A 16227-nucleotide genomic window follows, 5' to 3' on the forward strand; every position below is an offset into this window, starting at 1 on the left:
CCAACTTAACGGAAACGGCCATACGAAGGTGGACACAGATGGTCCTGAAGATGTCCTCGCTGTTCCTGCGAACACTGCGCGAGGATCCCGCGGACGCCGAGGTCACCAGCCACAAGCTGCTGGTTCGGGCCGGATACGTGCGCCGCGTCGCACCGGGCATCTTCACCATGCTGCCGATGGGTCTGCGCGTGCTGCGCAACGTCGAGCGCGTGATCCGCGAAGAGATGGACGCGATGGGCGGCCAGGAGCTCACGTTCCCGGCGCTGCTGCCGCGCGAGCCCTATGAGGCGACGGGGCGCTGGACGGAGTACGGCGCCAACCTGTTCCGCCTCAAGGACCGCCGCCAAAACGACTATCTGCTCGGCCCCACGCACGAGGAGATGTTCACCCTCACGGTGAAGGACCTGTGCTCCTCGTACAAGGACCTGCCGCTCACGCTGTACCAGATCCAGTCGAAGTTCCGGGACGAGGCCCGTCCGCGGGCCGGCATTCTGCGCGGCCGCGAGTTCGTCATGAAGGACTCGTACTCCTTCGACGTCGACGACGACGGCCTGCGCGCCGCCTACGGGCAGCACCGCGAGGCGTACATCAAGATCTTTGATCGGCTCGGCCTCGACTACGTCATCTGCTCCGCGATGAGCGGCGCGATGGGCGGCAGCGCGTCGGAGGAGTTCCTCGCCAACTGCGAGATCGGCGAGGACACGTTCGTGCGCTGCGTCAACGGCGACTACGCGGCGAACGTCGAGGCGGTCATCACCCCGCCGCCCGCGGCGATCGCGATCGAGGGGCAGCCCACGGCCCGGGTCGCCGACACGCCCGACACGCCGACCATCGACACGCTCGTCGACCTGTTCAACGGGCGGGCCGATCTCCAGCGCGCCGACCGGCAGTGGGTCGCCGCCGACACGCTCAAGAACGTCATGCTGATGCTGACCCTGCCCTCCGGCAAGCGCGAGCCCCTCGCCATCGGCGTCCCGGGCGACCGCGAGGTCGACCTGCGCCGCGTCGAGGCGGTCGTGTCGCCGGCCGAGGTGGCGCCCATGACGGAGGCGGAGTTCGCGCAGCACCCGGCGCTCGTGAAGGGGTACATCGGGCCCGGTGTCCTGGGCGAGAAGAACTCCTCGGGCATCCGGTACCTCGTCGACCCCCGCGTCGTCGCCGGCACCAGCTGGATCACCGGCGCCGACGAGCCCGGCAAGCACGTCCTGAACCTGGTCGCCGGCCGCGACTTCACGCCGGACGGCACCATTGAGGCGGTCAAGATCGTCGACGGTGACATCTGCCCGGTCGACGGCGGCCGGCTCGAGCAGGCCCGCGGCATCGAGATCGGGCACATCTTCCAGCTCGGCCGCAAGTACGCCAGCGCGCTCGGCCTCACCGTGCTCGACCAGAACGGCAAGGCGCAGGTCGTGACGATGGGCTCGTACGGCATCGGCGTGACCCGCGCGGTCGCCGTGGTCGCCGAGCAGACGGCCGACGCGCGCGGGCTGTGCTGGCCCCGCGAGCTCTCCCCGGCCGACGTGCACGTGGTCGCGGCCGGCAAGACCGACGAGATCAAGGCCGGCGCCGCGCAGCTCGCCGCCGACCTGGAGGCGGCCGGGCTGACCGTGCTGCTCGACGACCGCAAGGACGTCTCGCCGGGCGTGAAGTTCAACGACTCGGAGCTGATCGGCGTGCCCACGATCGTCGTGGTCGGCAAGCGGCTGGCCGATGGCGTCGTGGAGATCCGCGACCGCAAGTCGGGCGAAAAGTCGGAGATCGCGGCGGACGGGGCAGTTTCGCAGATCGTGGCGGCCGTTCGGGCGTAGCTTTCCAAGGGTCGGCCGAACGGCTTGATGACATATCAGCCGTTCGGCCGGAACTATGGGGGCAAATCCGTACAGGAGCCACGCTTCGGTTTGACTGACGGCCGGGAGGGGCCGCTACGTTCGGTCGCGGCCTTGCTGTCGACGAAGGGTGCAGACGTTGTCCGGCCGACATTCGATCGTCAGTCGCCGTCACCTCATCCCATTGATCGCCGGGTCCGTTGCCGTCGTGGTGCTCGTCGGCGGCGCGATTGCGACAATGAATATGGGCTCCGACGACCCCAAGACCGTCGCAGCGGTCGACGCCCCCCGCTCTCCGCAGGATCGGGCGGACCGCGGCGAGCGCCCGTCGCCCTCGGCCGAGCCGAGCTCGTCGCCGGCCCAGGTTTTGGAGTCCGTGCCGGTCACAGCCTCGCCGACGCCCTCCAGGACGCCGTCGAAGAGCCCCAGCAAGACACCCTCGAAGACGCCCACCACCAAGGCTCCGGCCGAGGTGACGAGCAGTGGCGAATGCGAGGTGTCGTACTACGCTGACGGGCAGAAGACCGCCAATGGCGAGAACTTCGACCCCAACGGGCTGACGGCGGCTCACAAGACGCTGAAGTTCAACACGATCGTCCGGGTCACGAACCTGGCCAACGGGAAATCCGTCGACGTGCGGATCAACGATCGGGGACCGTTCGTGGCCGGACGCTGTATTGATCTTGCCAAGGGCGCCTTCGTGAAGATCGCTTCGGTGAGCGCCGGAGTGATCGACGCGAAGTATGAGGTACTCAAGTAAGTCAGACCCGGCCGTTTGATGGAGCGGTCCGGCGGTCGGTTGGTGGCATGCTGTTGGCCGGACCTATGAAACGTCAGCTGCTTCCCGAAGCCCGCGCCGGAGTCGGCGCGGCCTTCGTGCTGCTCGCACTCGTCCTCACCGCAGAGCTCGCGGACGGGTTCCGGGCGGACTACGTCGGCCTGCTCGCGGCCGCGCCGTTCCTGGCCGCCGCGTTCGCCTCCTGGCCCGAGGTGCTCGCCGTGGGCGGTACCTCGACGCTGCTCGCCTTCGTGTTCACCGCGATCGAGCTGATGCACAGCCGCGACCGCCTGCTGGTCCTGATGATCAATCTGGGCGGCGTGATCGTGGCCGCCGCCATCGCCTGCGCCGTGGGGGCCATCCGGCAGCGGCAGATCGCGCGGTACGCCGAGCTCTCCCACCTGGCCCAGGTCGCCCAGGGCGCCGTGCTGCGGCCGCTGGGCCCCCAGGTCGGCCCGCTGACGGTCGCGGCCCGCTACATCTCGGCCAGCGCCGCCGCCGACATCGGAGGGGACCTCTACGAGGCTCTCGACACGCCATACGGCGTGCGCATGATCATCGGCGACGTCCGCGGCAAGGGCCTCGAGGCCGTCCGGCTGGCCAGCATCGTCCTGGGCTCCTACCGCCACGTCGCCTTCGAGCGGGCCGACCTGCGGGCGATCGTCGCCGACCTCGACCGGGCCGTGGCCCGTTCCCTCGGCGACGAGGACTTCGTGACCGCGGCGCTCATCGAGGAGCGCGGCGGCACCCTGACGATCGTCAACTGCGGCCACCCGGCCCCGCTGCTGATCCGCCGCGGCCGGGTGATCCCGCTGGAGCCGCCGTCCAACGCCCCGCCGCTCGGCTTCATGCCGGTGGTCAAGCCGCGGGTGGAGCGCCTGGAGCCGGGCGACCGCCTCCTGTTCTTCACCGACGGCCTGGCCGAGGCCCGCCGTGACGGCGAGTTCTTCCCGACCGCCGAGCGCGCCCAGCGCCTCCTGGGCCACGGCACGGTCGCCGACGGGCTTAAGTCGCTGGAGAGCGCCCTGGTCGAGTGGGTCCGCGGCCGGCTGGACGACGACATCGCGCTGGTGCTCGTCGAATACCAGGGCGTGAAGCCGCAGGCCCAGGTACCGAGCTGGGAGATCGGCGGCGCGGGCATCGCCTCGTCCTAGCCGATGGCCTGCGGTCAGGGAGCAGCCCCGCCGGCCGCCGGCGAATCGCGGCCATCCCGCGCGAGCCCCGCACTCCGTGCGCGACCGGGCGGCGCAGGATTACGCGGCGCGCTGGCGGGGAATGAGGCGGCGCATCGGGGCGCGGTGGCGGCCGGTGTAGAAGCGGGGGTACTTCGGGGCGAAGAGCGAGCCCATGAGGCGGACGATCATCGCACGGCCCTCCTTCTGACTGGGAGTAACCGGTCAACGACCGCATCACCCGGCGGTGACGGCGTGTCTGCTACTCAACTGCTCCGGAGCGGTACTCACCGGGCTCTGCTGTGGTCGGGTTCACTCGCAGGAGCGGGTTGTTCTTCGTTACTCGCGAGTAATAAGATGACTGTTACCGACTGGTAACCCTGGTCGGTCATGCTTCTCGAACTGCCGCGCTCCAACAGACGGGGGACCCTCCGCGATGACCCATTACAAGAGCAACCTGCGGGACCTCGAGTTCAACCTGTTCGAAGTGTTCGGCGTTGACCGGGTCCTCGGCCAGGGTCCCTACGGCGACATCGACACGGACACCGCCCGCAGCATCCTGGGCGAGGTCGACCGGTTGGCCCGCGAGGACCTGGCGGCCAGCTACGTCGACGGTGATCGCAACCCGCCCGTCTACGACCCGGCGACCTACTCGGTGCGGATGCCCGAGAAGTTCCGGCAGTCCTACGAGGCGTTCATGGCGGCCGAGTTCTGGCGGCTCGACCTGCCCGCCGAGCTCGACGGGACGGCGGCGCCGCGGGCCCTCTGGTGGGCGCTGGCCGAGCTCGTCCTGGGGTCGAACGCCCCGGTCTGGATGTACGCGTCCGGGCCCTCGTTCGCCAACACGCTGCGGATCGAAGGTACCGAAGAGCAGAAGAAGTGGGCGAAGCTCTTCGTCGACAAGCAGTGGGGCTCCACGATGGTGCTGACCGAGCCGGACGCCGGCTCCGACGTCGGTGCGGGGCGGACCAAGGCCATTCCGCAGCCCGACGGGTCCTGGCACATCGAGGGCGTCAAGCGGTTCATCACGAGCGCCGAGCACGACCTGAGCGAGAACATCGTGCACTACGTGCTGGCCCGGCCGGTGGACACGCCCGGCGCGGGCGGGCCCGGCACCAAGGGGCTGTCGCTGTTCGTCGTGCCGAAGTTCCACTTCGACGCCGAGACCGGCGAGCTCAAGGAGCGCAACGGCGCCTTCGTGACGAACGTCGAGCACAAGATGGGGATCAAGGTCTCCACCACGTGCGAGGTGACCTTCGGCGGGCACGGGGTGCCGGCCAAGGGTTGGCTGCTCGGCGACGTGCACGAGGGCATCCGGCAGATGTTCCTCATCATCGAATACGCCCGGATGATGGTCGGCACCAAGGCCATCGCGACGCTGTCGACGGGATACCTCAACGCGCTCGAATACGCCAAGAGCCGCGTCCAGGGCGCCGACCTGGTGTCGACGGACAAGGCGGCCCCGCGCGTCACGATCATCAACCACCCCGATGTCCGGCGCTCGCTGCTGATGCAGAAGTCGTACGCCGAGGGCCTGCGCGCGCTTGTGCTGTACACGGCGACGTGGCAGGACAGGGTGGCGCTCGCCGAGGCGGCCGGTGACGAGAAGGCGGCGAAGATCGCCAAGCGGGTCAACGACCTGCTGCTCCCGCTGGTCAAGGGCGTCGGCTCCGAGCGGGCCTACGAGATGCTGAGCCACGAGTCGCTGCAGACGTTCGGCGGGTCCGGGTTCCTGCAGGACTACCCGCTGGAGCAGTACGTCCGCGACTCCAAGATCGACACCCTGTACGAGGGCACCACCGCGATCCAGAGCCTCGACCTGGTGTTCCGCAAGATCGTGCGGGACCAGGGCAAGGCGCTGCTGACGGTGGCCGCGGAGATCCAGCAGTTCCTGGAGTCCGAGGGCGGCAACGGGCAGCTGAAGGTCGAGCGCGTCGCGCTTGGCAAGGCGCTTACCGAAGTACAGCAGATGCTGGGAATCTTCACCGGCTGGCTCGGCGAGGCGCAGGCCGGCGACCCGCAGGCCCTGTACAAGGTCGGGCTCAACACCCGGCGCTTCCTGCTCGGCCTCGGCGACGTCGTGGTCGGCTGGCTGCTGCAGCGCCAGGCCGAGGTGGCCCTGAAGGCGCTGGCCGGGGACGTGTCACCGGCCGACAAGGCGTTCTACGAGGGCAAGGTCGCGGCGGCGAAGTTCTTCGCGCACGAGGTGCTGCCGCGCATCGGCGCCGACCGCCGGGTCATCGAGTCGACGACGCTCGACGCGATGCAGGTGGGCGAGGACTCGTTCTAACGCTCCACTGAGCTAAGCGGGGAGGGCAATGGCGCCCTCCCCGCTTTCATGCCCGGGCGGTGTGTGCGGCCGCGAGCGGCGCCCGCGTCAGCGAAGCCCACGTGCCCTCGAAGCGGTGCACGGCCAGGCCCGAGGTGGACAGGCCGGTGCTGTCCAACGACGCGCTGTACAGCTCGTGGGACAGATCGGAAATCGTGGGATTGTGCCCCACCAACAACAGCGTCGCGACCGACGCGGCGGTCTGCTGGATCAGCTCGAGCGTGTCGAGGGCCGGCCCCGTGTAGATCCGGTGCTCGTACACCACCGGCGCCTCGAGCCCCAGCTCCTCAAGCGTCTGCCGGGTGCGCACGGCCGGCGAGCACAGCACCGTGTCGGGCCGCAGGTCCTGCTCCTTGAGCCAGGCCCCGGCCGCCGCGGCGTCCCGGCGGCCGCGTGGGGCGAGAGGCCGCTCGATGTCTGTCGCGTAGTCGTCCGGATCGGCCGCCTTGGCGTGCCGCAGAAGGATCAGCGTCCGCTCGGTCATCTTCCAAGCCTCCCCGATTGAAGAATGGCGCGTGTGGGTAACCCGGACCACAGACAGTTACCCACACATGCCTCGGGAGGCCATCGATGGGTATCGGCGGAAGTATCCTACTGATCGTTGTCGGCGCGATCATGACGTTCGGGCTCGACGACACGGACGTCGGACCGTTCAATCTCGACACGATCGGCTGGATTCTCCAGCTCGCCGGGCTCGTTGGCCTGGCGTTGACCCTGTACTTCTGGAACTCGCGCCGTCGCACGGTGGTCTCCGCGGCACCGCCGCCGCCTCCGGCCGCCGGCACCGTGATCCCGCCGTCCGCGGACGAGGTGATCGAGCGGCGCACGCGGCGCTACTGACGCTCACGCACCACACGCAGCAAAAGCGCGGCCCGGCGGGACTTCCCGCCGGGCCGCGCTCGTCGTGCCGGAGGCGGCTCAGCGGGCGTACAGCGCGAAGTAGATCGCGACGTGGTGGCAGATCGCCGCGACGATCGTGCAGGCGTGGAAGAACTCGTGGTGCCCGAAGACCGCCGGCCAGGGGTTGGGCTTGCGCAGGGCGTAGAACACCGCGCCCACGGTGTAGAAGGCGCCGCCCACGATCGTCAGGACGAGCGCCGTCACGCCGCCGGTGTGCAGCATGTCGGGCAGGACCGCCACCGCGACCCAGCCCAGCGCGATGTAGAGCGGCGCGGACAGCCAGCGGTGCCGGCTCATCGCGGTGATCTGCTTCATCGCCACGCCCAGGATCGCGCCGGCCCACACCGTCGTCAGGATCACGACCCGGGTGGTGCCGCTGAGGAGCAGGACGCTGAAGGGCGTGTAGGTGCCGGCGATGAACACGAAGATCATGGAGTGGTCGAGCCGCCGCATGATCTTGTAACCGCGATCGGACCAGACGCGCCGGTGATACAGGGCGCTCGTGCCGAACAGCGCGACGACCGTGAGGCTGTAGACGGCGCAGCTCACGAACGGGCCCCAGCCGGGGCGGGTCGCGGCCAGCGAGCACAGGACGATGCCGCAGATCACGGCGACGCCCGCCGCATACGCGTGCAGCCAGCCGCGCATCCGCGGCTTTCCCAGGTCGACCGGGCGGAGACGGGTTTCGGTCTTCACGGTCACCCCTCTAGGTTACGGTTCCGTAGGTTACTGGCAAGTAATCAGCGGGCGAAACGCATCACGCCCGGCCGTCACAGCCCCGTCTATCGTGGCGAGGTGCAACTTCGCCCCGTCGGCGCCGACGCGCTGCTTCTCGAGGTCGACCACCCGCTCGACTGGTTCGCCGCGCTGGCCGCCGAGCGGGCCGCGGGCCGGCTGCCGGTGACCGACATCGTGCCCGGTGCGCGCACGGTTCTGCTAGACGGGGTGTCCGACGCCACGAGCCTGGCCGCGCGGCTGGCCGACTGGTCGTTCGATCCGGCATCGGTACCCCCACAGCCGCCCCTGACCGTGCCCGTCCACTTCGACGGGGTCGACCTGCCGTTCGTGGCCGAGCTCGCCGGCGTGAGCGTCGATCGGGTCGTCGACGTGCTCATCGGCACCGACCTGCAGGTCGCGTTCTGTGGCTTCGCGCCCGGGTTCGCATACCTGCGCGGCCTGCCCTGGAGCGTGCCCCGCCTCGACACCCCGCGCACGAAGGTCCCGGCCGGCGCCGTGGCCCTGGCCGCCGAGTTCGCCGGCATCTACCCGACGGCGTCCCCGGGCGGCTGGCGCATCGTCGGCCACAGCGACGCCAAGCTCTTCGACGTCGACCGCACGCCGCCGGCCCTGATGACCCCGGGCCGTACCGTGCGCTTCGCCAAGGCATGAGCGCCGAGCTGCGGATCGAGGTCGCCGGCCCGCTGACGAGCGTGCAGGACCGCGGCCGCCCCGGGTACGCCCACCTCGGCGTCCCCCGCTCCGGCGCCCTCGACCGCCCCGCGCTCGACCTCGGCAACCGGCTCGTCGGCAACCCGCCCGACGCGGCCGGGCTGGAGATCACGCTGGGGCCGTTCACGGCCGTCGCGGAGCGGGCCGGGACGATCGCCGTGACCGGCGCCGCCGCCGCGCTGCGCGTCGGCGGCCGCCCGGCCCCGGTCAACGCCCCGGTGCCGGTGCGGGCCGGAGACCGCATCGAAGTCGGCCGGGCGGTCGCCGGTCTTCGCCTGTACCTCGCCATCAGCGGCGGCCTGACTCCTGATCCGGTCCTCGGCAGTCGCTCGACCGACATGCTGTCGCTGCTGGGACCGCCCGCGGTGCGCTCCGGCGACCGGCTCCCGGTCGGGCAACCGGCGGGCGATCCGGCGGCCGTCGACGTGGCGCCGCGCCCGGTCCTCGGCGGCCCGATCGTGCTGCGGGTCGCGTGGGGTCCGCGCGCCGACCTGTTCAGGGATGCGGGGCGGCTCGCCTCGGGGGAGTACACGATCCGCAGTGAAAGCAACCGAGTCGGTGCCCGGCTCGACGGACCGGCGCTCACCCGGGCCGACACCGCGGAGCTGCCGAGTGAGGGCATCGTGCTCGGGGCGGTCCAGGTGCCGGCGAGTGGGCAGCCACTGGTGTTTCTGGCCGACCATCCGACGACCGGCGGATATCCGGTGGTCGCGGTCGTGCACCCCGCCGATCTGCCGCTGCTCGCCCAGGCCCGGCCGGGGGATAGCGTTCGGTTCCGTGGACCTCAACAGTGACCTGGGAGAAGGGTTCGGCGTCTGGCGCCTCGGCGACGACGACGCCCTCCTGACCATCGTGACGAGCGCGAACGTCGCCTGCGGCTTCCACGCGGGCGACCCGGCGACCATGCGGCGGGTCAGCGACCTCGCGGCCGAGCGCGGGGTGCGGGTCGGCGCGCAGGTGAGCTACCGCGACCTGGCCGGCTTCGGACGGCGCCGGATCGAGGTGCCGCCGGACGAGCTGGCCGACGAGCTGCGGTACCAGATCGGCGCGCTCGCCGCGTTCGGCGCAGTCGCGTACGTCAAGCCGCACGGCGCCCTCTACAACACCGCGGCCGTCGACACCGGCCACGCGTCGGCGGTGGTGGCGGCGGCCGCGGCGGCGGGCGGGCAGCCGGTGCTGTGCCAGCCCGGATCGGTGCTCGCCAGGCTGGCCGCCGAGCGGGGGCTGCGGGTGGTGGGCGAGGGTTTCGTGGACCGCGGATACCTTCCCGACGGCCGGCTCGTGCCCCGTTCCCAGAGCGGTGCGCTCGTCACCGACGTCGCCGCGGTGGCCGCCCGCGCGGTGCGGATGGCGGTGGACGGCGTGGTGGAGGCGGTCGACGGGTCAGTCATCCCGATGCCCGTCGAGTCGCTGTGCGTGCACGGCGACAGCCCGGGCGCGGTGGACATGGCCCGGGCCGTGCGGGCGGCGCTCGTCGACGCCGGCGTTGCGGTGGCGGCGTTCACCGGTGCCGAACCGCCGCCTGGCCACGCGAACTGAGCTGGACACGGTGATCTGACCGGGGCTATTCGCCGTCGGTGGCCGCCTCGGCGTCCAGGCCGCGCAGGATCAGGGGCAGCCGGGCCGCGCCGTCGGAGGTGACGCGGATCGGGACGCCCCAGTCCTGGCGGGTCAGGTGACAGGCGGGAAACTCCGCGTCCATGTCGCAGGTCGCGGCCTGGGCCGTCACTTGCAGTACCCCCGCCGCGACGTCTTTGGAAATGACGAGTCGCCGCTGGAGGCTCTGCGTCACGCCCGCACCCTCCAGGAGCAGCTCCGGAGGGGACGCGGAGACCTCGAGGCGGGTGGCCGGGCCGAAGGACTCGTCGAGCTTCTGGCCCGGGGCCGGCGTGAAGATGAGGTCGAGCTCGACCGCGCCCGGGGCCAGCATCGTGGGCGGGCGCTCGGTGCGGTGGCGGACGCCGGTGACGTCGATGCCGGCCGCGGCCAGGGTGCCGGCGCCCAGGCGGACCAGGCGGTGGGCGCCCGACTCGACCACGACGATGTCGCCGTCGGCGGTCACCACCAGGTCGCTCGGCTCGGCCAGGCCGTCGACGACTGTCGAGACGCGCCCGTCGGCGATGCGGCGGACCGCGCCGTTGTACGTGTCGGCGACGAGCACGCTCCCGTCCGCCAGCGCCAGCACGCCCAGCGGGTGCTGCAGCAGCGCCTGGTCGGCCGGGCCGTCGACGTGGCCGAAGTCGAACAGGCCCTGCCCGGCGGCGGTGTGCATCTCGCCGTGCTCGATCCAGCGTACCGCCGACGACTCGCTGTCGGCGATCCACAGCCGCGCCCCGTCCGGCGACGCCGAGAGCCCGGACGGCTGGGCCATCCAGACCTCGGGCAGCGGGCCGTCCTTGAGCGCCTCGACGGTCGTACCCGCGTACATCCCGGCCGTGCGCTTGATCGGGTCGAACCACCACAGCTGGTGGATGCCGGCCATCGCGACCACGACCCGGCCGTCGTACCAGGCCACGTCCCACGGCGAGGACAGGTCCAGCACCAGCGAGTCGTGGGCCTCGAAGTCGACGGTGCCGCGCCACTGCCGCCCGCTGCCGGCCACGGTGCTCACCTCGCCGGTCTTCAGGTTCAGCCCGCGCAGCAGGTGGTTGACGGTGTCGGCGATGACGACGTCGTAGCCGGCGATCTCGGCCGTGTGCGGCGGCAGCAGACACAGGCCGCCCGGCTCGGAGAACTCCGGCTCGGTCCCGTCCTTGCGCCCCCGCTTGCCCGTCCCGAACCGCCGCACGGGCGTCTCGTTGTCGGCGTCGAGCTCCACAATGGACTGATGCGTCGAGTCCGACACCAGAAAATGCCCGTCGGGCAGCGCCAGCGCCTTGCCGGGAAACCGCAAAAGCGTCAGATCACTGTTTTGTACCGCGTGAAAGCCCGCGCTCGTCCGCAGCGTGCCCTTGGCCGTGTGGATCTGGACCAGCTCGTCGATGAGCCGGCCGAGCCCTTCGGCGTGGCCCTCGCCGGCCATGTTGGCCACGACGTAGCCCTCGGGGTCGACAACGGTGAGCGTCGGCCAGGCCTTCGCCGCGTACTGCTGCCACATGTTCAGCTCGGGGTCGTCGAGCACCGGATGGTCGACCCCGTAACGCTCGACCGCCTGGGCCAGCGCGACCGGGTCCTTCTCGTGCTCGAACTTCGGGCTGTGCACGCCGATCGTGACGAGCACGTCGGAGTACTTCTCCTCCAGCGGCCGCAGCTCGTCGAGGACGTGCAGGCAGTTGATGCAGCAGAACGTCCAGAAGTCGAGCAGCACGATCTTGCCGCGCAGCTCGGCCAGGCTCAGCTCCCGCCCGTCCGTGTTGAGCCAGCCGCGGCCTTTGAGCTGCGGTGCCCGGACCCTGGGGGTGCTCACTTCTCGGCGGCCGGGCGGAGGCACAGGACCTGGTCCTTCTCGCCCTTGTGCTGCAGGACGATGTACGGCTGGGCGGCGTCGGAGCAGCTCTCCGGCTTGTCCACCTTGGACACGATGCGGAACGCGTCCTTGCTGCCGCAGTCGACACCCGTCGCCGAGTCCCCGTCCTGCTTCACGCAGGAGTTGACCGCGAAGCTGGTGCCGCCGGCATTGCTGATCTTCACCACGATCGCCGTGCCGGCCACCGCCACCAGGAACACGGCGGCGACGATCAGCAGGCCGATGAGCAGCCCACGCTTGCTCTTGACCGGCGGCTCGGGGGTCGGGATCGGCTCACCCTCGACCGGCGGCATGTCCGGCTGGTGCTCACCCGGCAGGTTCACCAGGTCGCCGTACCGCGGGGTGCCCGCGGCCGGGAACTGCCCGGTCGCCGGCGGGGCCGACGTCTGATACGTCCCGCCGACGGTCGCCGGGGGCCCGCTGAACTGCTGGTTGTCACCGTACGGCGGCGCGCTCGACGGCGGCGCGCCGTACACCGAGGACGTGGCGGGCGGCGCGCTGGACGGGAACGGCGGCGCGCTGGCCGGTTGGTTGCCGTAGGGCGGGGCGCTCGCGGGCTGCGTTGCGCCGTAGGGCGGGGCGCTGGCGGGCTGGGCTGTTCCGTACGGCGAGGCGCTCGCGGGCGGGGCGGACGTGGGCGCGGCTCCACCGGCGGGTGGGACCGAGGCGCGGGCACCGTACGTGCGCGGGCCCGGGTCCGGTGGGATCTGGCCGAGGTTGACCGGGGCCGGGACCTCGGGGGCGGCGGCTGCGGGCGGGACCTGGGCGCTTCCCGAGGGGACCTGGGCCGAGCCGGAGGGGACGCGCGCGCTGCCGGTCGGGATGCGGGCCGAGCCGGAGGCGACCCCGGGCGCGCCGGCGCCGGAGGACGGGGCCGCTTGCTGGGGCGAGGACGGTGCCCACGGGTTCTGGTCCGGGTGCTCCGGCCCGCCCGGGTACTGATCGTCGCTGCCGGCTCCCTGGCTCGCGGGCCCGTGGTTCCCGGTGCCCTGGTTCCCGGGGCTCTGGTTTCCCGCGCTCTGGTTGGCCGGCGTGAAACCGGGGAAGCTGCCGACCGGGCCGCGGGTGTCGGCGGGCGGGGCGACGGCGGGCGGCGGCGGAGCGGCCTGGCCGTAGGTCGTCGGGACGCCGGCCGAGCCGTACGTGGTGCCGGGAGCGGCCGCGCCCGACGTCGGCGCCGACGTCGGGCCGGGCACGGAGGCCGAGCCGTAGGTGCCGGAGACGCTCGCCGAGCCGCTGGCACCCGGGACGCGGGCCGAGCCGGACGACGGGCCCGCGCCACCGGCCGCGCCGCCCTGGGCGCTCGGCACCACCCACTGCGGGCCGGAGCCTTCCGACGTGGCCGCACCGGGACCGCCGGGGACACTTGCCGAGCCGGACGCGCCCGGAACGCCGGCCGAGCCCGATGCGCCCGGCACGCCGGCGGACCCGGGGACGCTCGCGGAGCCGCTGGCGCCGGGGACGCCGGCCGAGCCCGAGGCGGACTGGTGGGGCGGCAGAGCCTGGGCCGGCATCGGGAACTGCGGCGGGACCGCGGCGGCCGGCGGCGGGTCATACGGTCCGGGCGGCGCCGACGTGGGCTGCCCGTAGTGGCCGGGCGGCGGGCTCGACGGCGGGTCGTATGCGTTGGGCGGCGGCGATACGGGCTGCCCGTACTGGCCGGGCGGTGCCGACGTGGGCTGTCCGTAGTGGCCGGGCGGGCTCGACTGCGGCGCGTACGGTCCGGCGGGCGGCGGGGAGCCCGGCGGCGGGTCGAAGGGGCCTGGGGGTGGAGACGTGGGCTGCCCGTACTGGCCGGAGGGCGGCGGGAACGAGCCCGCGGCCGGCGGCGGGTAGGAGGCTGCGGCGGGCGGGTAGGAGCCGGGCGGGGGCGGGTAGGCGCCGCCGGGTGGCGGACCGGCCGGGCCGGCGGGTGGGAACGGGCCGGGGCGGGCGGCGTCGTCCTGGTCGTTCGGGTGGGGCTGGGGCGGGACCTGAGGAGGCGAGGAGGGGACGGGGACCGACGCCTTCGCGCGCACGGCCGGGGCCCGGCCGGACGGCGGCGTGCTCGCCGCAGCCTCGTCCGGCTGATCGGACGGGTGCTGCTGGTCGGACGTCATGCGTGCCTCCTGTTGGTCAGACCCCGACCGTAGTCGACCGGTGAGTGACATCCCAGAGCCGGTACCGAGGTTCGTCGGTTCGGATGCCAAGCAAACCAGTACCGGACAACAGATCCATAACCACCCTGCTCCGTCCGGGTACACAGAACCGCCCCGGTCCGGGGAGGAAGCGGACCGGGGCGGTTCAGGGGGCGGCGCGCAACGTCGGCCTAGTTCCGATCGATCATGGCGTAGAGCTCGTCGCGGAGGGCGACGGACGGGTTCTTGGCGATCGCGCGCTCGATGGCGTTCACGCGGCGGGCGACGACGCGGCGGGCCTTGATGCGCTCGAACAGTGTGCTCATGACTGCTCCTCAGATGTGGTGTGTAAGGGCTGTTAATGCCTCACATCCATTACACGCCTCCAGGGAGATCAACTTCTACTGAATAAGGGGTGATGCGGCACACCCGCCGACGATTCGTAGGCAGATACCCAGCGCAAACACCCAGTTCGTCGGCCATATGACAGCTGGAGCGCTCCCAGGCCCGAGCCACTTCCCCTGGATTGGCCTGCCTCTGACCTGGCTCAGCACTCGGCGGGTGCGCTCGTCGCACCCCGGTTCTCCGGCGATAAGTCGGGCGCTCCGCACCGCGACTTATCAGATTTATACGTCGCCAGGGTATATGTCCGATATGTCGAGCGAAGCGTGGCGCGGAGCGCCCGACATATCGCGTGACGCCCCGCGTCGAGGTGGCTCGACATGGAGATGGCCCCGCGCTCACCGCGCGGGGCCATCTCTTGCAACGGGTTCGTCAGCTCCAGGCCAGCATGGCTGCCTCTGGATCTTCCAGGTATGCGCCTACGTCGCGGAGGAACTTGGAGCCCAGCTCGCCGTCGATGATGCGGTGGTCGAACGACAGGCCCAGGGTGGTCACCTGGCGGACCTTGATCTTGCCCTTGTGGACCCAGGGCTGGTCGCGCACTGCGCCGAAGACCAGGATGGCCGACTCGCCGGGAGGCAGGATCGGGGTGCCGGTGTCGACGCCGAAGACGCCCACGCTGGTGATGGTGAAGGTGCCCCCGGCCATGTCGGCCGGAGGGGTCTTGCCGTCGCGGGCCGTGTTGACCAGGGCGGTCATCGCGTCGGCCAGCTCTCGGGTGGTCAGGTCCTGGGCGTCCTTGATGTTCGGGACGATCAGGCCGCGCTGGGTGGCGGCCGCGATGCCCAGGTTGACGTAGTGCTTGACGACGATCTCGTCGCCGGCCCAGGTGGAGTTGACCATCGGGTAGCGGCGCAGGGCCAGCAGGCAGGCCTTGGCCACGATCAGCAACGGGGAGACCCGGGCGTCGGACCAGTCGCGCTTGGACTTCAGGCGGTCCAGGGCCTTCATCGACCTGGTCACGTCGACAGTCAGGAACTCGGTCACGTGCGGTGCGGTGAACGCGCTGGCCACCATGTTTTCGGCGGTCAGCTTGCGCACGCCCTTGACCGGGATGCGCTCCTCCCGCTCGCTCGGAGCGCGGGCCGGGCCGCGAGCCTGACCCTGAGACTGGGCCGGCGGTGCGGACTGGGCGCCGAGCACGTCGTCGCGGGTGATCGAGCCCTGCGGGCCGCTGCCCGTGAGCGTGGCCAGGTCGATGCCGAGGTCGCGGGCCAGTTTGCGGACCGGGGGCTTGGCCAGGACGGTGCCGTTGCGGTTGGCGACGCCTGCCGGTGCCGCGGGGACCGGCGGTGCCGGCTGGGGCTGTGGTGCCGGTGCGGGCTCTGGAGGTACAGATGCCGATGTTGCTTGTGTCGTGACCCTCGTGCGCCGCTTGGCCGCCGTCGTCCGGGGGCCGTAGCCCACCAGCACCGGCGTCCGGCCGCCCGCGACGGGGCCGCCGACCATGCCCGGCTCGACCGGAGCGTCACCGGCCACCTCGACCGCGGCCAGGGACGCGGCCGAGGGCTGGGGCAGCCCGGCCGGCAGGTCGCCGGCGCCGGGATCGGTGTCGATGGCGATGATCGGGTGACCGACCTCGACCATCGTGCCCTCGGGGTGGTGGATGCGAACGACCTTGCCGGCCCACTTCGCCGGGATCTCGACGGCGGCCTTGGCCGTCTCGACCTCGACGATCGGCTGGTTGAGCGCGATCGTGTCGCCCTCGGCCACCAGCCATTTGAGGATCTCGCCCTCGGTGAGCCCCTCGCCCAGGTCGGGCAGGTTGAACTCCTTGACCCTGCTCAT

The 16227-nt window shown here is 71.6% G+C and carries 13 protein-coding genes and 2 pseudogenes; 9 read left to right on the forward strand and 6 right to left on the reverse strand.

Annotated features, from left to right (window positions below):
* Nucleotides 1-38: 38 nt before the first annotated feature.
* From Dvina_RS00435 to Dvina_RS00450, 5 genes and pseudogenes are all read left to right on the forward strand, one after another.
* Nucleotides 39-1808, forward strand: coding sequence for a proline--tRNA ligase (locus Dvina_RS00435; RefSeq protein WP_223100397.1), 1770 nt, complete (start codon nucleotides 39-41; stop codon nucleotides 1806-1808).
* Nucleotides 1809-1956: 148 nt separating this feature from the next.
* Nucleotides 1957-2586, forward strand: coding sequence for a septal ring lytic transglycosylase RlpA family protein (locus tag Dvina_RS00440; protein ID WP_246655936.1), 630 nt, complete (start codon nucleotides 1957-1959; stop codon nucleotides 2584-2586).
* Nucleotides 2587-2633: 47 nt separating this feature from the next.
* A pseudogene (locus Dvina_RS55625) lies at nucleotides 2634-2832 on the forward strand (serine/threonine-protein phosphatase); the annotation flags it as partial.
* 128 nt (nucleotides 2833-2960) lie between these two features.
* Nucleotides 2961-3758, forward strand: a pseudogene (locus Dvina_RS00445) (PP2C family protein-serine/threonine phosphatase); the annotation flags it as partial.
* A 454-nt stretch (nucleotides 3759-4212) separates the two neighbouring features.
* Complete coding sequence (locus Dvina_RS00450) at nucleotides 4213-6066, forward strand: acyl-CoA dehydrogenase (RefSeq protein ID WP_223100399.1); 1854 nt, start codon at nucleotides 4213-4215, stop codon at nucleotides 6064-6066.
* Nucleotides 6067-6112: 46 nt separating this feature from the next.
* Here the strand turns inward: Dvina_RS00450 and Dvina_RS00455 are convergent, their stop codons facing one another.
* Nucleotides 6113-6589: a SixA phosphatase family protein gene (locus Dvina_RS00455; protein ID WP_223100400.1), complete on the reverse strand. Its 477-nt coding sequence runs from the start codon at nucleotides 6587-6589 to the stop codon at nucleotides 6113-6115.
* A gap of 86 nt (nucleotides 6590-6675) precedes the next feature.
* On the opposite strand from Dvina_RS00455, the gene Dvina_RS00460 reads away from it, so the two are divergent.
* Nucleotides 6676-6945, forward strand: coding sequence for a DUF6458 family protein (locus Dvina_RS00460; protein ID WP_223100401.1), 270 nt, complete (start codon nucleotides 6676-6678; stop codon nucleotides 6943-6945).
* Nucleotides 6946-7023: 78 nt separating this feature from the next.
* On the opposite strand, the gene trhA is transcribed toward Dvina_RS00460, so the two are convergent.
* On the reverse strand, nucleotides 7024-7653 hold the full coding sequence (gene trhA / locus Dvina_RS00465; protein ID WP_223105230.1) for a PAQR family membrane homeostasis protein TrhA: 630 nt from the start codon (nucleotides 7651-7653) through the stop codon (nucleotides 7024-7026).
* A 147-nt stretch (nucleotides 7654-7800) separates the two neighbouring features.
* On the opposite strand from trhA, the gene Dvina_RS00470 reads away from it, so the two are divergent.
* Genes Dvina_RS00470 through Dvina_RS00480 form a run of 3 tightly spaced genes read left to right on the forward strand, consistent with a single transcriptional unit; the run spans nucleotide 7801 to nucleotide 9993 of the window.
* Complete coding sequence (locus Dvina_RS00470; protein WP_223100402.1) at nucleotides 7801-8394, forward strand: 5-oxoprolinase subunit B family protein; 594 nt, start codon at nucleotides 7801-7803, stop codon at nucleotides 8392-8394.
* On the forward strand, nucleotides 8391-9248 hold the full coding sequence (locus Dvina_RS00475; RefSeq protein WP_223100403.1) for a 5-oxoprolinase subunit C family protein: 858 nt from the start codon (nucleotides 8391-8393) through the stop codon (nucleotides 9246-9248). The genes Dvina_RS00470 and Dvina_RS00475 overlap by 4 nt, the downstream gene beginning before the upstream one ends.
* Nucleotides 9232-9993, forward strand: a complete 762-nt coding sequence (locus Dvina_RS00480) for a LamB/YcsF family protein (RefSeq protein ID WP_223100404.1) — start codon at nucleotides 9232-9234, stop codon at nucleotides 9991-9993. Before Dvina_RS00475 ends, Dvina_RS00480 begins: the two co-directional genes overlap by 17 nt.
* A 25-nt stretch (nucleotides 9994-10018) precedes the next feature.
* Here Dvina_RS00480 and Dvina_RS00485 read toward each other — a convergent pair whose 3' ends face one another.
* From Dvina_RS00485 to Dvina_RS00495, 4 genes are all read right to left on the reverse strand, one after another.
* On the reverse strand, nucleotides 10019-11860 hold the full coding sequence (locus tag Dvina_RS00485) for an NHL domain-containing thioredoxin family protein (RefSeq protein WP_223100405.1): 1842 nt from the start codon (nucleotides 11858-11860) through the stop codon (nucleotides 10019-10021).
* Nucleotides 11857-14019 (reverse strand): LppU/SCO3897 family protein, encoded by a 2163-nt coding sequence (locus Dvina_RS00490; protein ID WP_223100406.1) that lies wholly within the window; start codon nucleotides 14017-14019, stop codon nucleotides 11857-11859. Before Dvina_RS00490 ends, Dvina_RS00485 begins: the two co-directional genes overlap by 4 nt.
* A 209-nt stretch (nucleotides 14020-14228) precedes the next feature.
* The gene (locus tag Dvina_RS55055; RefSeq protein WP_261962210.1) at nucleotides 14229-14363 is read right to left on the reverse strand and encodes a hypothetical protein; all 135 of its coding nucleotides are present in this window, start codon (nucleotides 14361-14363) and stop codon (nucleotides 14229-14231) included.
* Nucleotides 14364-14811: 448 nt separating this feature from the next.
* Nucleotides 14812-16227 carry a dihydrolipoamide acetyltransferase family protein gene (locus Dvina_RS00495; protein WP_223100407.1) on the reverse strand — a complete coding sequence of 472 codons (1416 nt, stop codon included), beginning with the start codon at nucleotides 16225-16227 and terminating at the stop codon, nucleotides 14812-14814.

The organism is Dactylosporangium vinaceum (assembly GCF_019904175.1).
In the GTDB taxonomy this organism is placed as follows: domain Bacteria; phylum Actinomycetota; class Actinomycetes; order Mycobacteriales; family Micromonosporaceae; genus Dactylosporangium; species Dactylosporangium vinaceum.

What these genes read in the sequence shown, in the direction of transcription:
- Dvina_RS00460 (WP_223100401.1), top strand. Translation starts at nt 6,676, where the DNA reads ATGGGTATCGGCGGAAGTATCCTACTGATCGTTGTCGGCGCGATCATG.
- Dvina_RS00490 (WP_223100406.1), bottom strand. Translation starts at nt 14,019, where the DNA reads ATGACGTCCGACCAGCAGCACCCGTCCGATCAGCCGGACGAGGCTGCG.
- Dvina_RS00475 (WP_223100403.1), top strand. Translation starts at nt 8,391, where the DNA reads ATGAGCGCCGAGCTGCGGATCGAGGTCGCCGGCCCGCTGACGAGCGTG.
- trhA (WP_223105230.1), bottom strand. Translation starts at nt 7,653, where the DNA reads ATGCGCGGCTGGCTGCACGCGTATGCGGCGGGCGTCGCCGTGATCTGC.
- Dvina_RS00495 (WP_223100407.1), bottom strand. Translation starts at nt 16,227, where the DNA reads ATGAGCAGGGTCAAGGAGTTCAACCTGCCCGACCTGGGCGAGGGGCTC.
- Dvina_RS00455 (WP_223100400.1), bottom strand. Translation starts at nt 6,589, where the DNA reads ATGACCGAGCGGACGCTGATCCTTCTGCGGCACGCCAAGGCGGCCGAT.
- Dvina_RS55055 (WP_261962210.1), bottom strand. Translation starts at nt 14,363, where the DNA reads ATGAGCACACTGTTCGAGCGCATCAAGGCCCGCCGCGTCGTCGCCCGC.
- Dvina_RS00435 (WP_223100397.1), top strand. Translation starts at nt 39, where the DNA reads ATGGTCCTGAAGATGTCCTCGCTGTTCCTGCGAACACTGCGCGAGGAT.
- Dvina_RS00450 (WP_223100399.1), top strand. Translation starts at nt 4,213, where the DNA reads ATGACCCATTACAAGAGCAACCTGCGGGACCTCGAGTTCAACCTGTTC.